The sequence below is a fragment of the Cellulomonas sp. B6 genome (assembly GCF_001462455.1).
Classification (GTDB): domain Bacteria; phylum Actinomycetota; class Actinomycetes; order Actinomycetales; family Cellulomonadaceae; genus Cellulomonas.
In genome coordinates this window covers 1-16255 of record NZ_LNTD01000275.1, presented here as the reverse complement: position 1 = coordinate 16255, position 16255 = coordinate 1, and the positions used below count along the sequence as shown (strand labels likewise).

10 protein-coding genes are annotated in these 16255 nt (G+C 73.1%); 2 read left to right on the top strand and 8 right to left on the bottom strand.

Features of this window, described 5'->3' with window-relative positions:
• Window positions 1-350 precede the first annotated feature (350 nt).
• From glgB to ATM99_RS18215, 3 genes are all read right to left on the bottom strand, one after another.
• On the bottom strand, window positions 351-2552 hold the full coding sequence (glgB, locus tag ATM99_RS18225; RefSeq protein ID WP_062104210.1) for a 1,4-alpha-glucan branching protein GlgB: 2202 nt from the start codon (window positions 2550-2552) through the stop codon (window positions 351-353).
• 78 nt (window positions 2553-2630) lie between these two features.
• A complete protein-coding gene (locus ATM99_RS18220) occupies window positions 2631-3473 on the bottom strand; it encodes a LacI family DNA-binding transcriptional regulator (RefSeq protein ID WP_082660051.1) in 843 nt (280 codons plus the stop codon).
• A gap of 40 nt (window positions 3474-3513) precedes the next feature.
• Window positions 3514-6081 carry a glycoside hydrolase family 2 protein gene (locus tag ATM99_RS18215; protein ID WP_062104209.1) on the bottom strand — a complete coding sequence of 856 codons (2568 nt, stop codon included), beginning with the start codon at window positions 6079-6081 and terminating at the stop codon, window positions 3514-3516.
• A 168-nt stretch (window positions 6082-6249) separates the two neighbouring features.
• On the opposite strand from ATM99_RS18215, the gene ATM99_RS18210 reads away from it, so the two are divergent.
• A complete protein-coding gene (locus tag ATM99_RS18210) occupies window positions 6250-8430 on the top strand; it encodes an alpha-galactosidase (protein WP_223305267.1) in 2181 nt (726 codons plus the stop codon).
• A 107-nt stretch (window positions 8431-8537) separates the two neighbouring features.
• Here ATM99_RS18210 and ATM99_RS18205 read toward each other — a convergent pair whose 3' ends face one another.
• Genes ATM99_RS18205 through ATM99_RS18195 form a run of 3 tightly spaced genes read right to left on the bottom strand, consistent with a single transcriptional unit; the run spans window position 8538 to window position 11661 of the window.
• Complete coding sequence (locus tag ATM99_RS18205) at window positions 8538-9362, bottom strand: carbohydrate ABC transporter permease (RefSeq protein ID WP_062104208.1); 825 nt, start codon at window positions 9360-9362, stop codon at window positions 8538-8540.
• Entirely contained in the window at window positions 9359-10321 is a 963-nt protein-coding gene (locus tag ATM99_RS18200; protein WP_062104207.1) for a carbohydrate ABC transporter permease, read from the bottom strand. Before ATM99_RS18200 ends, ATM99_RS18205 begins: the two co-directional genes overlap by 4 nt.
• A 17-nt stretch (window positions 10322-10338) precedes the next feature.
• The gene (locus tag ATM99_RS18195) at window positions 10339-11661 is read right to left on the bottom strand and encodes an ABC transporter substrate-binding protein (protein WP_062104206.1); all 1323 of its coding nucleotides are present in this window, start codon (window positions 11659-11661) and stop codon (window positions 10339-10341) included.
• 197 nt (window positions 11662-11858) lie between these two features.
• Here ATM99_RS18195 and ATM99_RS18190 point away from each other — a divergent pair, with 197 nt between their 5' ends.
• A complete protein-coding gene (locus tag ATM99_RS18190; RefSeq protein ID WP_062104205.1) occupies window positions 11859-13106 on the top strand; it encodes an ROK family transcriptional regulator in 1248 nt (415 codons plus the stop codon).
• Window positions 13107-13212: 106 nt separating this feature from the next.
• Here ATM99_RS18190 and ATM99_RS18185 read toward each other — a convergent pair whose 3' ends face one another.
• Together ATM99_RS18185 and treS are read right to left on the bottom strand one after the other, a co-directional pair.
• Complete coding sequence (locus ATM99_RS18185) at window positions 13213-14499, bottom strand: phosphotransferase (RefSeq protein WP_062104204.1); 1287 nt, start codon at window positions 14497-14499, stop codon at window positions 13213-13215.
• Window positions 14496-16255 (bottom strand): maltose alpha-D-glucosyltransferase (gene treS, locus ATM99_RS18180; protein ID WP_062104203.1); only part of this gene is annotated, 1760 nt, incomplete at its 5' end. The genes ATM99_RS18185 and treS, both read right to left, overlap by 4 nt.

The window sequence follows — 16255 nt, the reverse complement described above, 5'->3', positions numbered from 1 at the left end:
CCTTCAGCGCCGATGGTACTGCACTCGCCAGGGTGTGGGAGAGTAGGACGCCGCCGGACAATCATTCAACGAAAGGCCCACCCCTCACGGGGTGGGCCTTTCGTCGTTCACGAGGTTTCCTCGTTCACCAGGTACGACGTCCGGTTGACGAGCCACCGGACTCGGCGTGCGGAGGACCGAAACCCTCCCCGGCCCGTTCCCGCCGCATGGCTGGGTCGAGTCCGGTCGCGGCGGGGGCGCAGCCGTCAGGTGGGATCGCCACGGGGGCCGAGTCCCGACGGTCGTGGCAGACGACACGGCGCCGCCGGCCTGTCGGCCGACGGCGCCGTGTCGCGCATGAAAGCGGTGTGTCAGTCGTCCGCGGTGGCGTCGTCGTCCGCGACGAGCACGATGGCGCCCAGCGGGGGCACGCGCACCTCGGCGGACCACGCCCGGGCGTAGTGCGTCACCGGCTCCGCCTGGACCGCGCCGAGGTTGCCGACCCCCGAGCCCCCGTAGATCTCGGAGTCCGTGTTGAAGGCCTCGCGCCAGCGTCCTCCCTGGGGCAGCGGCACGCGCCAGCCCTCGTGCGGGACGCCGGCGAAGTTGACGACGACGACCGCAGGGGGAGTGTCGACGCCCTTGCGGACGTAGGCGAGCAGGTTCAGGTCGGCCTCGTCGGAGGCGAGCCACTCGAAGCCGTCGGGCGTCTCGTCGAGCTGCCACAGCGCCGGCGTCGCCCGGTACAGGGCGTTGAGGTCGCTCAGGCAGCGCTGCACGCCGCGGTGCGACGGGTCGTCCAGGGCGAACCAGTCGAGCGAGCGCGCCTCGGCCCACTCGCCCTGCTGCGCGAACTCCTGCCCCATGAACAGCAGCTGCTTGCCGGGATGCGTCCACTGGTAGGCCAGCAGCGCGCGGACGCCCGCGAGCTTCTGCCAGTGGTCGCCCGGCATGCGGCCGTAGAGCGACCCCTTACCGTGCACCACCTCGTCGTGGCTGATCGGGAGCACGAAGTGCTCCGAGTACGCGTACACCATCGAGAACGTGACCTCGTGGTGGTGGTACCGGCGGTTGATCGGCGACTCCTGCAGGTAGCGCAGGGTGTCGTTCATCCAGCCCATGTTCCACTTCAGCCCGAATCCCAGGCCGTTCGCGCTCGTCGGTGCCGTGACCCCCGGCCACGCGGTCGACTCCTCGGCGATCATCATGATCCCCGGCGCACGTCGGTAGGCCGTCGCGTTCGCCTCCTGGAGGAACGAGATCGCCTCGAGGTTCTCCCGCCCGCCGTACACGTTCGGCCGCCACTGGCCGGGCTGGCGCGAGTAGTCCAGGTACAGCATCGAGGCGACCGCGTCGACGCGCAGCGCGTCGACGTGGAACTCCTCGAGCCAGTACGTGGCGTTCGCGACGAGGAAGTTGCGGACCTCCGAGCGCCCGAAGTTGAAGACGTACGTCCCCCAGTCCGGCTGCTCACCGAGCAGCGGGTCGGGGTGCTCGTAGAGCGCGGTGCCGTCGAACTGTGCCAGCGCCCACTCGTCCTTCGGGAAGTGGGCGGGCACCCAGTCGAGGATCACGCCGATCCCGGCGCGGTGGAGGCAGTCGACCAGGTAGCGGAAGTCGTCCGGGTGTCCGAAGCGCGACGTCGGCGCGTAGTACGACGACACCTGGTAGCCCCACGACCCGCCGAACGGGTGCTCGGCGACCGGCAGCAGCTCGACGTGCGTGAAGCCCGTCTCCAGGACGTACTCGGTCAGCTGGTGGGCGAGGTCGCGGTACGACAGGCCCTGACGCCACGACCCCAGGTGCACCTCGTACACGCTCAGCGGACCCGTGTGCGGGTCGCGCGCGGCGCGAGCGGCCATCCACTCGTCGTCCGACCAGCGGTGGCTCGACTCGACCACGACCGAGGCCGTCGCCGGCGGCACCTCGGTGCCCTTGGCGAGGGGATCGGCCTTCTGCCGCCACGACCCGTCCGCACCGAGGATCTCGTACTTGTAGCGTGCGCCGGCGTCGACGCCCGGCACGAACAGCTCCCAGATGCCGCTGTCGCCCAGCGACCGCATCGCGTGCGTCGCACCCTGCCAGTGGTTGAAGTCGCCGACCACACGCACGGCTCGGGCGTTGGGCGCCCACACCGCGAACGACGTCCCGCGGACCTCGCCGAGCTGGCCCGGGTACGTGCGGACGTTCGCGCCGAGAACCTGCCAGAGCTGTTCGTGGCGCCCCTCGCGCACGAGGTGGCGGTCGAGCTCCTGCACGGTGGGCAGGAACCGGTAGGGGTCGTCGACCGTCGTCGTCTGGCCCCCGTAGGTCACCTCGAGCCGGTAGTCCGGCACCGTGGTGCCGGTCAGCAGCGCGACCCACACCCCGTCGGACTCGTGCTGCGCGTCGACGCGCCCGGAGGCGGTCGCGACGACCACGCGCTCGGCGAGCGGCCGCAGCGTGCGCACGGTGACGGCGCCGTCGCCGACGTGCGGCCCGAGGACGGCGTGGGGGTCGTAGGAGGTCCCGGACGCGACCGCGCGGAGCGTGTCGTCGTCGACGGGCACGGGGGACGGTGCGGCCGCTGTCATGTGCCTACCCAACCACCCCGGGGGCGTCGGCGCAGGTGGTCGCCGCGGTCCGTCGCGGACCGCGCGCGGCCCCGGCCCTCAGCGGGTGCGGCGGGCCGTGCTGCCCCGTGCGACGAGCCGCGGCAGGGGCGCCGAGGAGGTCGTCGGACGGCCCGACGCCAGGAGGTTGAGCACCGAGTCCGCGACCTGGACCCCCATCGCGTGCACGTCCAGGCTCATCGCCGTCAGCGGCGGGTGCGACAGGCGGCACAGCGCGGAGTCGTCCCACGCGAGGAGCGACACGTCGCGCGGCACCGCCAGGCCCAGCTCGTGCGCGACGCCCAGCCCGGCGACCGCCATGACGTCGTTGTCGAACACGAGCGCCGACGGCGGGTCGTTGCGCCCCAGGAGCGTGCGGGCCGCGCGCGTGCCCGACGCCTCGCCGTAGTCGCCCTCCACCACCACGCCGCGTGCGCCGCGCGCGTGGCACTCGGACAGGAAGGCGTCGGTCCGCGAGCGGGTGTGCGCCAGCGTCGCGGGGCCCGACACGCGGCCGATGACGACGTGGCCGAGGTCGACCAGGTACCCGACGGCGTCGCGCATGGCCTGGGCGTTGTCCATCCACACGTGCGCGACGCCGTCGATCGTGCGCCCGGGCCCGCCGACCACGACCGTCGGGATGCCGAGCGTGCGCAGGACGTCGAGGCGCGGGTCGTCGACGACGAGGTTTACCAGCACGACCGCGTCGACGAGCCCGCCCTGACCCCAGCGCCGGTAGGCCGCGATCTCGGCGTCGTGGTCCGGGACGACGTGCAGCAGCAGCGACCGGTCGTCGGACGACAGCGTCTCCTCGATGCCGCCGATCAGCTCCATGAAGAACGGTTCGAGCCCGAGCATGCGGGCCGGGCGGGCCAGCACCAGTCCGATCGCGTCAGCGCCCACGGCCGTCAGCGTAACGGGCGGGCCGGCGCGTGACCGGGGGTCACGGCGTGCGCGGCGCCGTGCCCGCCGCGGCCGGTCGGCGTCCGGCGACGAGGTCGTTCGCGGTGCGCAGCACAGGGTGAGCCACGAGCGCGGCCGGGTCCAGGGGCACGGGCGTCCGGACGCGGAGGGTCGTGCTCGCGCCGGCGGGCAGGGTCACGAGCGCCTCGTCGACGCTCGCCGCCGGGTCGAGCCGGTCGACCAGGAGCGTGAGGTCACGCACCAGGGAGCGGGCGGTGACGTGCACCTCGTAGCCGTCCGGCACGGCATGGACGCGGGCGTCGACGGCGTCGGGGTCGAGCGCGAGGTCGACGTCCTCCACCCACGTGTGCACCGCGCGCGCACGGTCCAGCGTGACGACGAGCACCTCGCCCGCCGGGTCGGCAGGCGTCCGGACGTCCGCGTCGATCGCGAACGTCCCCACCGACCACGCACCCACCGTCAGCGGACGCTCGGCACGCGCGAGGACCCGGCCGTCGAGCGTCCGGCGCTCGAGCACGGCCGTGCCCTTCCACAGCACGGGGGTGTCGTTCACCACGACGAGCGACTCGCGCCCGTCGCGCGGCTGGACAGTGACGAGACGGTCGGCGAACGCCGCGCGCAGCGCCCACCACAGCGGCTTGGGGCGGCCGTCGCCGTCGACCGCCGCCCACGAGGTCACGGGCCAGCAGTCGTTGAGTTGCCAGACGATCGCGCCCGCGGTCGTCGGCCACCACGACCGGTAGTGCTCGATCGCGTACCGCACCGCACGCGCCTGGTTGAGCTGCCCGGCCCACAGCCAGTCGGTGAGGTCGTCCGGCACGCCGAGGTGCGGCGCCATGCCGCGGTCGAGCTTGCCGTTGCCGTCCTCGGCCTTCTGGTGCAGCAGGAACGTCGGGTGCTCCTTGCCGGCGACGGTGCCGTCCGCGGCGCGCACCGCGCGGGCCAGCGTCGCCCACGTGGGTGGCCCCTGGAACCCGAACTCGGAGCAGAAGCGCGGGACCTCGTCGCGGTAGGCGGTGTAGTCGACGCGGTTCCACACCTCCCACTGGTGGTGCGAGCCGTGGTCGGGGTCGTTGGGGTGGACGTCGGCCAGGTCGTGCCCCGGCGACGCCGGGCTGTTGGCGACGTACGGGCGCGTGGGGTCGAGCTCGGCGACCACGGCGGGCAGGATCTCGGTCGCGTAGCGCAGGCCCCACGTGCGGCCCTCGAGCTCGTCCGGCCAGCCCCAGTCCCGGAAGCCCCAGAGGTTCTCGTTGCCGCCGTTCCACAGCACGAGCGACGGGTGCGGCGTGAGGCGTGCGACGTGCTCGCGGGCCTCGGCCTCGATCTCCTCGAGCAGCGGCGACTCCTCGGGGTACGCCGCGCAGGCGAGCAGGAAGTCCTGCCACACCAGCAGGCCGCGCTCGTCGCACAGCTCGTAGAAGTCCTCGGACTCGTAGACGCCGCCGCCCCACACGCGCAGCAGGTTGAGGTGCGCGCCGAGCGCCTGGTCCAGGCGGCCGGCGAGCCGGTCGCGCGTGATCCGCGTCAGCAGGTGGTCGTCGGGGATCCAGTTGGCCCCGCGGACGAACACCGCGCGGCCGTTGACGCGCAGCGTGAACGCGGTGCCGAGGTCGTCGGGCGCGGTGTCGAGCTCGACCGTGCGGAAGCCGATGCGGCGCGACCACGTGCCCAGCCGGGCGCCGGTGGGGCGCGGGACCGCCGCCCCGCCCGTGTCGGCCGCGTGCAGCTCGACCTGCAGCTCGTGCAGCGGCTGCGCACCGTGGCCGACGGGCCACCACAGCGGGGCGTGCGGGACCTCGAGGTGCACGGTCGCACGGTCCGCGCCCGCGTCGAGCGTCGCGACGGCCTCGACGCCCGCGACGCGTGCGGTGACGACGAGCGGTGCCTCACCGCCCGGCAGTCCCGAGCGCTCGACGTCGACGACGGCGTCGACGACCCCCGTGCCGTCGGGGCGCACGGAGACCAGCGGTCGCACGGACGCGAGCCGTGCGACGCGCCAGCGCTCGACGCGCACGGGTCGCCACGGTCCCGCCGTCTGCAGGTCGGGGCCCCAGTCCCACCCGAACGAGCAGGCCATCTTGCGGACCATGTTGAACGGCTGGGGGTACGCCAGCGGGCGCGGACCGAGCCGGTCGGCCTCGGCCCGTGCGTGCGCGAGCGCCGACGTGAGCTCGAGGCGCAGCGTGCGCACGTCGTGGCGCAGGTGCTCGCGCAGGTCGACGCGGTAGGTGCGGTGCTGGTTGGCCGTCCGGGTGAGCACGGCGTCGTCGAGCGAGATCGTCGCGACCGTGTCGACGCCCTCGAGGACGAGGTCGACACGCTCGCCCGTGAGCGCCGGCGCGATGCGCACGGGACGCTCGTAGGTCCAGGTCACGTGGCGCATCCACGCGAGCCTCGCCTCGTTGTCGTCGACGTAGGGGTCGGGGATCAGGCCCGCCTCGAGCAGCGTGGTGTGGCTCGTGCCGGGGACGTGCGCCGGGACGCCCTGACGCAGCGCGGACGCGACGCGGTCGGGCAGGTCCGCCGGGAGCGTCGCGGGGTCCGCGCGCAGGGTCCAGCCGTCGTGGAGGAGGTGGTGGTCCATGTGCGCGCGCTCTCCCGGGGTCGACGGCCCCGGCGGCGCGCGTCGTCGCGCGCTCGTGGGCCGTCGGCCCGAGGAGCCACCCACATTGTTAGGCTGCTGAACTTAGTCCGTCAACGGGGTGCCGAGCACCTCCTAGGCTGGAGGGCACGAAACCCCCGGAGGTGAGCGGTGCCCCTGCGTCCCGACGACGTGACGTCCCCCACGACCCTGGACACGGCCGACGTGCTGCACCTGCGCGCGTCGGGCGTGAGCCTCGTCCTCGACCTCGCGGCCGGGCTGCCGCGTGTCCTGCACTGGGGCGCCGACCTCGGCGACCTCACCCGTGACGCCCTCGCGGCCCTGCGCCTCGCGGCGGGCTCCGCACCGGCCGCGTCGTCGGTGGACGGCGAGGTCGTGCCGTCCGTGCTGCCCGAGCAGTCGACCGGCTGGCTCGGCGTCCCCGGCCTCACCGGCTCGCGGGGCGGGCGCGGCTGGTCGACCGCGTTCGTGGTCGATCGCGCGACGCTCGCTCCGACCCCGGGCGGCGGCGACCTCGTGACGGTCGCCGCGAGCGACGCCGCGGCCGGTCTGCACCTCGAGCTCGTGCTCGAGGTGACGCCGCAGGGTCTCGTGCGCCAGCGTGCGACGGTCACCAACGTCGGCGAGGGCACCTACGACGTCGAGGGCCTGCTGCTGACCCTTCCCGTGCCGCTGCGCGCGACCACGCTGCTGGACATGGGCGGGCACTGGGCGCGCGAGCGCCAGCCCATCCGCACGGAGTTCACGCACGGGACCCGGCTGCGCGAGAACCGGCGTGGGCGCACGGGCTTCGACACGCCGTACGTGCTGGTCGCCGGCGCGGACGGGTTCGGGCGCCGCGGCGGCGAGGTGTGGGGCGTGCACGTCGCGTGGTCGGGCAACCACCGCAGCCTCGCGCAGCGCTCGCACGACCACCCCGGCCTGCTCGGCGGCGGCGAGCTGCTGCTGCCCGGCGAGGTGCGCCTCGCGGCGGGTGAGGCGTACACGAGCCCGTGGCTCTACGCGTCCTACGGCGCCGCGGGTCTCGACGAGCTCGCCGGTCGGTTCCACGCGTGGATGCGTGCTCGGCCCCAGCACCCGCGCTCGCCGCGACCCGTCACGCTCAACACGTGGGAGGCCGTCTACTTCGACCACGACCTCGCGCGACTGACCGAGCTGGCCGACGCCGCCGCCGCGATCGGCGCGGAGCGCTACGTGCTCGACGACGGCTGGTTCGGCTCGCGCCGCGACGACTCGCGGGGCCTGGGGGACTGGTACGTGTCCGACGAGGTGTGGCCCGACGGGCTCGACCCGCTCGTGTCGCACGTCACCGGGCTCGGCATGCAGTTCGGTCTCTGGGTCGAGCCGGAGATGATCAACCCGGACTCCGACCTGGCCCGCGCGCACCCGGACTGGATGCTGCGCCTGCCCGACCGCCTGCCGCGCCCCGCGCGCCACCAGCAGGTCCTCGACCTCGCACGCCCCGAGGCCTTCGCGCACATCCTCGAGCGGCTCGACGCGCTGCTCACCGAGTACGACATCGCGTACCTCAAGTGGGACCACAACCGCGACCTGCTGGACGCCGGCCACGGCACCGACGGCGTGCCGGGGGTGCACGGCCAGACGCTCGCCGTGTACCGCCTGATCGACGAGCTGAAGGCGCGGCACCCCCGGGTCGAGATCGAGTCGTGCTCGTCGGGCGGGGCGCGCGTCGACCTCGAGATCCTCGAGCGCACCGACCGCGTCTGGGCGTCGGACTGCATCGACGCGCTCGAGCGGCGCACGATCCAGCCCTGGACGAACCTGCTGATCCCGCTCGAGCTCATGGGCGCCCACATCGGCTCGGGGACCGCGCACTCCACCGGGCGGCGTGCCGGCCTCGGGTTCCGGGCGGGCACCGCACTGTTCGGCCACCTCGGCATCGAGTGGGACCTGCGCGAGGCTGACGACGCCGAGCGCGCCGAGCTCGCGGCGTGGGTCGCCCTCTACAAGGAGGTGCGCGGTCTGCTCCACAGCGGGGTCAGCGTGCACGCCGACGCCGTCGACCCCGCGTACGACGTCCACGGCGTCGTCGCGCAGGACGGCTCCGACGCGCTGTTCGCGATCGCGACGCTCGCGTCGTCGGCGCAGGCGCCCGCCGCGCTCGTGACGCTGCCGGGCCTCGACCCCGACGCGACGTACCACGTGCGTCCGCAGGCGCCGGCGGACGTCGTGGGGCCGTGGCAGCACGTGCCGTGGTGGGAGCCCGAGGGGCTGCGCACGACCGGTCGCGCGCTCGCGCGGGTGGGGGTGCGGCCGCCGCACCTGCAGCCCGAGCGCCTCGTGCTGCTGCGGGCCACGCGCGTCGACTGACGACGCGTGCCGGGCCGCACCCGCGGCACCCGCGGTCCGGCACGACGGAGGGCGGTGGGGGGTCACCCTGCCGCCCTCCGTCGTGCCGGACGCCCGCCGTCAGCCGGTCACTTCGTCGCCCCCGACGTGAAGCCGTTGTAGATGTACCGCTGCAGGAACAGGAACAGCACGAGGATCGGCACGATCGTGATCACGACACCGGCCGAGATGACCTCCCACTGCGAGCCGAACGGACCCTTGAACGCGAACAGCGCCGTCGAGATGGGCCGCAGGTCGGGGTCGGGCAGGTAGAGGAACGGCAGGAAGAACTCGTTGTAGATGCCGATGCCCTTGATGATGACGACGGTCGCGATCGCGGGCTTGAGGTTCGGCAGGATGATCTGGAAGAAGATCCGCAGGTGCCCCGCACCCTCGATCGTCGCGGCCTCGTCGAGCGAACGAGGGATCGCGCGGACGAACTGCAGGAAGATGTAGATCGAGATGATGTCCGTGCCCATGAACAGCAGGATCAGCGCCCAGCGCGAGTTGTAGAGGCCCAGCCCGTTGACGATCTGGAACGTCGCGACCTGCGTCGTGACGCCGGGCACGAGCGTCGCGAGGAGGAACAGCCCGAGGACGGCCGAGCGCCCGCGGAACCGGAACCGGTCGAGCGCGTACGCGGTCGCGGCGCCGATGAGGATCGTGCCGCTGATCGCGGCGACGAAGATCACGACCGTGTTGGCGAAGCCCCGCAGCATGCCGCCACGGGTGAACGCGGTCGCGTAGTTGGACACGTTGGTCCAGCTCTCGGGGGGCGCGAACGGGTTGGTCGCGAGGAACTCCTGGCCGGTCTTGAGCGAGCCGAACACGATCAGCACGAGCGGCAGCAGCATGACGACCGACGCGAGGGTCAGCGAGACGTACTTGCCGGTCGCGGCCAGCGCGCGGGTCATGTGAGGTCCACCTCTTCCTCGGGGACGACGCGACGCTGGACCCAGGTCACCACCAGGACGATCGCGAGCAGCACGACCGCCATCGCGGACGCCAGGCCCACCATGTTCCGGTTGAACGCCATCCAGATCGTGCGGATCACGAACGTCTCGGTGCCGTTGCCGCCGTTCGTCATGACGTACGGGATCTCGAAGACCGACAGCGACCCCGAGATCGCGAGGATGAACGACAGCCCGACGATGGGCCGGATCGACGGCAGGATGATGTGCCAGAACTCGTGCCAGCGGCCGGCGCCGTCGATCTCGGCGGCCTCGTAGATCTCGCTGTTGATCGACTGGATCGCCCCCAGGAACATCACGAAGTTCAGGCCCGTGTACCGCCACACCGACACCGCCGCGAGCGTCACGTTGGCGATGTCGGGGTCACCCGTCCACTGCCGGACCAGCGAGTCCAGCCCGGTCGCGAGCAGCACCGTGTCGAGGCCGCCGCCCGGCTTGAGGAAGTTGAGGAAGATCAGGCCGATCGCGACGCCGTTGATGAGGTAGGGGAAGAACAGGATCCCCTTCCAGAGGTTCTTCAGCCGGACGCGGAACGACAGGATCGTCGCGAAGTAGAGCGCGATGGCCATCTGGGCGAACGACGCGAGGAAGTAGTACAGCGAGACGTAGAAGACGCGGACGTTGTCGGGATCGGTGAAGATCTCGACGTAGTTGTCGAGGCCGACGAACTCCTTGGACCTGGCCAGCCCGTCCCAGTCCGTGACGGAGTACCAGAACATGTTCGCGACCGGCAGGTACGTCAGGAGCAGCAGCAGCCCGACGGGCACCGTGAGGAACAGGTAAGGCACGGCGCGCTGGCGCCACCCGCCCCCGCGGCCCGGCCCCGAGGGGGAGGGCCGGGCCGCGGGGGCGTCGGCGTCGGCCGGGGACGGACCGGGTGCGCCCGTCGTCGTGGTCGTCATGGGTGCGACGCCCGGCGTCAGGCGCCCACGTCGGCGCGGCCCTTGGCCCACGCCTCGTTGAGGTCGTCGAACACCTGCTGCTTGGTGCGCGCGCCCGACCGGGCGTCGTCGATGATCTTCTGCCGGAACTTCGGGTCGGTCGTGACGATGCCCGACGCCGTGTCGACGTCCGCGAACAGCGACTCCTTGCCCTCCGGCGCGGGGTTCATCTGCACGAGCTCGACCTGGTCCACGAAGTCGGCGAGCGCCGCCGGGGTCGCCCCGTCGATCAGTGGCGAGAGCCCGACCTGGGACTCGGAGTACCCGGACTCGTGGTTGAACCAGTCGATCCAGGCGCGCGCGGTGACCTTGTTCTTGGAGCTGACGTTGATGCCGAGGTTGTAGTCGCCGCCGGCGGTCGCGTGGAACGTGCCGTTCGCCTGCGCGGGGAAGGGCATGTAGCCGATGTCCTCGGCGGAGCCGCCGGCGTCCACGGCGGCCTGCTGCATCTGGGGGATCGCCCAGGAGCCGAGCAGCATCACGCCGATCTTGCCGGTGCCGAGCAGCTGCTTGGACTGCTCCCAGTTCGTGGTCGTGGGGTCGGCCTCGGTGAGCTTCTGCGCGACGACGTCGTAGAGCAGGCCGTCGATGACCTCGTGGTCGCGGCCGTCGGCCCACGGGTCGTCCCACGTGACCATCTCGTTGACGTAGTCCGGGTCGCCCGAGACGCCGCCGCGGTAGTACTCCCACGCGGTGAGCGGCCAGCCGTCCTTATAGTTCGTGTAGAGCGGGTCGATGCCGGGGTCGGCGGCCTTGAGCGCGGCGAGGTCCTCGAGGAACTCCTCGGGCGTGGTGGGGAAGTCGGTGAGGCCCGCGGCCTCCCACACCTTCGTGTTGTAGACGAGGCCCTGCACGTTGCCGACGACGGGGATGCCGTAGCTCGTGCCCTCGAACGACTTGTCGTTGAGCCAGCGGTACTCCTTCTCGAGCTCCGCGAGGTCGCCGAGCGGCTCGAAGAAGTCGCCGAGCTGGTCGGGGGTGACCGAGCCGGGGATCGCCAGGACGTCGCCGTAGGCGTCGGTGCTCATCCGGGTCTTCACCTCGCCCTCGTAGTCGGTGATGCCCTCGACCTTGACCTCGGTGACCGCCGGGTACTTCGTCGTGAACTGCTCGACGTAGTCGTCGAAGGTGCCGTCCTCGACGAGGTCGGTGCGCCACGTCAGCACCGTGATCGAGCCGCCCGGCTCGCCGCTCGTGTTCTCCTCGCCGCCCGACCCGCCCGAGCAGGCGGCCGTGAGGGCGAACACGGCGACGGCCGTCGACGCGGTGGCGAGGCGCGCACGTCGCTGGTGAAGGAACATCGTCGATCCTCTCGTCGGCGCCGGGACCTCGGTGTCCCGGCTGCAGCGGTGACGGCGTCGCCGCCGTGCGCCGTGTAGATTCTTAGGCCACTGAACAAAGTAAGTCAACGGCGTGTCGTGACCCGGTTCGTCCCCCGGTCCGCTCGTTACGCTCGTCGGGTCGCCACCCGGCGGCTGTCACCCCGACGGGAGCCCACGTGAACGCTGGCACGCCGGTCCGCGGCGCCGCGCACACGAGCAGCCGCAGCGCGATCCTCGACGTCATCCGCGCCGCCGGCACCATCAGCCGCGTCGAGCTCACGCGCGCCACCGGGCTCACGGCCGCCACCGTCTCGACGGTCGTGCGGCGCCTGCTCGACGAAGGGCTCGTCGTCGAGGCCGGACGCGCCGAGTCCACCGGCGGCAAGCCGCGCATGCTCCTGCAGCTCGACCCCGCCGCGCGGTACGCGGTCGGCGTCCACCTCGACCACGCCGGCATCACCTACGTCGTGGCCAACCTCGGCGGCCAGGTCGTCGCGCGCTGGCGCCGACCCGGGACCGGGACCGACGACCCCCGCGTCGTCGTCGACCGGATCGCCGCCGAGATCGCCGCGAACGTCACGCGCATCGGCGTCGACCCCCGCCTGCTGCTCGGCGTCGGGGTGGTCTCGCCAGGGCCGCTGTCCACCAGCACGGGCATGACGCTCGCACCGCCCGTCATGCAGCACTGGGCCGACTTCCCGCTCGCCGCCGTCATCGAGGACGCCGTGGGGCTGCCCGTGCTGCTCGACAACGACGCGACCGCCGCCGCGCTGGGGGAGTACTGGTCGGGCGGCGTGCCCACGGGCGCCGTCTGCGCCGCGCTCTACATGGGCACCGGGATCGGCTCGGGGATCATCGTCGACGGCACCGTCTACCGCGGCCGGTCGTCCAACGCCGGTGAGGTCGGGCACGTCTGCCTCGACGTCGACGGGCCGCCGTGCTGGTGCGGCGGGCGCGGCTGCCTCGAGGCGCTCGCGGGCCCGTCCGCCGTCGTCGCGCGCGCCCTCGACGCAGGGATCACCCTGCCCGGCCGCAGCGTCTCGGAGGACTTCGCCGCGCTCGCGCGCGCCGCCGCCCGGGGCGAGGACGTGCCCGTCCGCCTGCTCGCCGAGTCCGCGCGCTACCTCGCCGCGGCGACGCAGTCGCTCGCGAACGTCCTCGACCTCGACCTCGTCGTGCTCACCGGCTCGTCCTTCGCGCACGCCGGGTCGCTGTACCTGCCGGTCGTGCAGGACGGGCTCGACGACGGGTTCTTCGCGCGCGCGACGCACGGCGTGCGCGTGACCATCTCGTCGCACGCCGCCGAGGCCGCCGCGGTCGGCGGCGCCGCGCTCGTGCTGCAGGCCGAGCTCGCACCCCGGCAGGCGGGCCTGCGGGTCGTCGTCGAGGCGCTCACCGAGGTGCCCGCCGCCGGGACCGCCTGACGAGCGCCGGGACCGCCTGACGAGCACGGCGCCGACGCGCGCGGCAGCCCGCCGACCGGGCCGGGGTTCGACGGGCTCGCGGCCTCCGGGACGCAGGGCTGGGGGCTCAGTCGAGCAGACGGTCCAGGCCGGCCCGCGGGATCGGCACCCACGTCGGCCGGTTGCGCGCCTCGTACACGACCTCGTACAGCGTCTTGTCGAGCTCGAGCGCCCGCAGCAGCAGCGCGCTCGTCGGGTCGCCGGCCGCTCCGTAGCCGTCGAGCAGCGCGTCGCGCGCGTCCTGCGTCCACGCCTGCGCGGCGGCCCCCGTCAGACCACCCACGGCCGCCGCGTAGTCGAACGACCGCAGCACCCCCGCGACGTCGCGCAGCGCGAGGTCCGGGCGCGTGCGGGCCGCCAGCGGCGCGAGCGGCTCGCCCTCGAAGTCGATGACGAACCAGCGCCCCGTCGAGCGCAGCACCTGCCCCAGGTGCAGGTCGCCGTGCACGCGCTGCCGCGCCGGGGTCGTCGCGAGCGCCGCGACCTCGTCGGCCACGGCACGCACGGCGGTCGTGCGCGCGGCGACCCACGGCACCGCGGCCGCCGCCCACGCGAGGCGGTCCAGCAGGGCACGCGCCAGCACGGCGCCGCCGTCGGGCACCTGCTCCTCGCCCAGCGCGCGCACCAGCGCGTCGTGCATGCCGGCGACGGTCGTGCCGAGCTCCCGCGCGAGGTCCGCGAACGCGCGCCCGTCGCGCGCGTGGTCGCACGCCAGCTCGAACCCGTCCTGCGCACCGGGGACGAACGCGCTCAGCACGCCCAGGTAGCCGAGCGCCTCGCCGCCGTCCGGCGCCTGCCACCGGGCCCGGACCCACGCCAGCGGTGCCGGCACGCCGTCCCAACCGGCCTCGACCAGCCGGCGCGGCACGTCGATGTCGGGGTTCTCGCCGCCCGCGAGCGTCCGCAGCACCTTGAGGATGCCGAGCGGCGCACCGTCCGCACCGGGGAGCACCACCGAGGTGTTCGACTGCTCGCCGGTGACCACCCGGGCCGCGGTGACGTCGACCGCGGCGCCCGGCCCGTCGGCCTGCGCGAGCCACGCGGCCAGGAACCGCGCGTCACCCGCGGCGTCGAGCACCGTGCGCGCACCGGTCACGCCGATCGTCAGACCCGCGTCGACGTCCGCGGCGCCGTGGGCGAACCGCACCGGGACCTGCAGCACGACGTCCACCGCCCCGGCACGCGCGTGCACCAGCAGCACGCGCACGTCGTCCGCCAGGTGCACCGCACCGACCGCCGCCAGGCGCGCGTCGACACCCTTGGCCGGGTACCAGCGACGCTCCGGCAACCACCCGCGCAGCAGCTCGACGACCTCGTGGTCGACGTCGTCGGGCGGCAGCGCGTCGAGGATCACGGTGCGGTCAGCTCCAACCAGTAGAAGTCGCGGGACCCGAGCGTGAACGTCATGGTGCCGTCGTCCCGGACGGCGGGGAACTGCCCGCCGCCGAACACGTCGCGCGCGTGCCACCCGGCGTGCCGGGGGAGCGTCACCGTCGTCGCGCGGGCCGTGGCAGCGAGGTTCGCCACCACCAGCACCGTCTCGTCCTCGGTGCGGCGCAGGAACGTCAGCACGGCGTCGTTGTCGCTGGGAACGACCTCGAACGAGCCGGCGCCGAGCGCCCGGTGCCGGCGGCGGACCGCGAGCATGCCGTGCACCCAGTGCAGCAGCGACGTCGGCTGCGCGAGCTGCGACTCCACGTTGACGTTGCCGTAGTGGTAGACGAGCGACTGCACGAGCGGCAGGTAGAGCTTGCCGGGGTCGGCCGTCGAGAAGCCCGCGTTGCGGTCCGGCGTCCACTGCATCGGCGTGCGGACCGCGTCACGGTCGGGCAGCCAGATGTTGTCGCCCATGCCGATCTCGTCGCCGTAGTACAGGCACGGGCTGCCCGGCAGGCTCAGCAGCAGCGCGTGCGCGAGCTCGATCTCCTTGCGCGAGTTGTCCAGCAGCGGCGCCAGGCGGCGGCGGATCCCGACGTTCGCGCGCATGCGCGAGTCGGGCGCGTACCACCCGTACATCGACGCGCGCTCCTCGGTCGACACCATCTCGAGCGTCAGCTCGTCGTGGTTGCGCAGGAACGTGCTCCACTGACCGCTCGAGGACGGGATCGCGGGCGTGTCGGCCAGGATGTCGACGATCTGCGTCGCGCGCTGGTCGCGCAGCGCGTAGTAGATGCGCGGCATCACGGGGAAGTGGAAGCACATGTGGCACTCCGGCGCCTCCTCGGTGCCGAAGTAGTGCACGACGTCCTCGGGCCACTGGTTCGCCTCGGCCAGCATGATGCGGCCGGGGAACTCCTCGTCGATCATGCGCCGCAGGTCGGCCAGGAACTGGTGGGTCTGCGGCAGGTTCTCGCAGTTCGTGCCCTCGGCCTCGAACAGGTACGGCACGGCGTCGAGCCGGAACCCGTCGACGCCCAGGTGCAGCCAGAACCGTGCGACGTCGAACATCGCGTCCACGACGCGCGGGTTCTCGAAGTTGAGGTCGGGCTGGTGCCCGAAGAACCGGTGCCAGAAGTACTGCCGACGCACGGGGTCGAACGTCCAGTTCGACGTCTCGGTGTCGACGAAGATGATGCGCGCGTCCTGGTAGCGCGTGTTGTCGTCGCTCCACACGTAGAAGTCGCCGTACGGCCCGTCGGGGTCCGAGCGCGACGCCTGGAACCACGGGTGCTGGTCGCTCGTGTGGTTCATCACCAGGTCGACCACGATCCGCATGCCGCGCCGGTGGCACTCGGTCACCAGCAGGCGGAAGTCGTCGATCGTGCCGTACTGCGGCGCGACCGCCGTGTAGTCCGACACGTCGTACCCGCCGTCGCGCATGGGCGAGGGGTAGAACGGCGGCAGCCACAGGCAGTCGACGCCCAGCCACTGCAGGTAGTCGAGCCGCTGCACCAGGCCCGGCAGGTCGCCGCTGCCGTGCCCGCTCGAGTCCGAGAACGTGCGCAGCATGACCTCGTAGAACACGGCCGTGCGGTACCACTCGGGGTCGTCGTCGCGGCCGTCGGCCGGCGGCGGCGGGACCGGGACCGGCGGCTGGCGGCGCGCCGGCAGGCCGCCGAGCGCGATCGCCGCGGTCGTCGGGGCGGGCTCCCGGTGACGGGGGCCGGCGC

Excerpts from the sequence above, each read along its gene's own strand:
- glgB (WP_062104210.1), bottom strand. The coding sequence starts at position 2,552 with ATGACAGCGGCCGCACCGTCCCCCGTGCCCGTCGACGACGACACGCTC.
- ATM99_RS18215 (WP_062104209.1), bottom strand. The coding sequence starts at position 6,081 with ATGGACCACCACCTCCTCCACGACGGCTGGACCCTGCGCGCGGACCCC.
- ATM99_RS18205 (WP_062104208.1), bottom strand. The coding sequence starts at position 9,362 with ATGACCCGCGCGCTGGCCGCGACCGGCAAGTACGTCTCGCTGACCCTC.
- ATM99_RS18200 (WP_062104207.1), bottom strand. The coding sequence starts at position 10,321 with ATGACGACCACGACGACGGGCGCACCCGGTCCGTCCCCGGCCGACGCC.
- ATM99_RS18195 (WP_062104206.1), bottom strand. The coding sequence starts at position 11,661 with ATGTTCCTTCACCAGCGACGTGCGCGCCTCGCCACCGCGTCGACGGCC.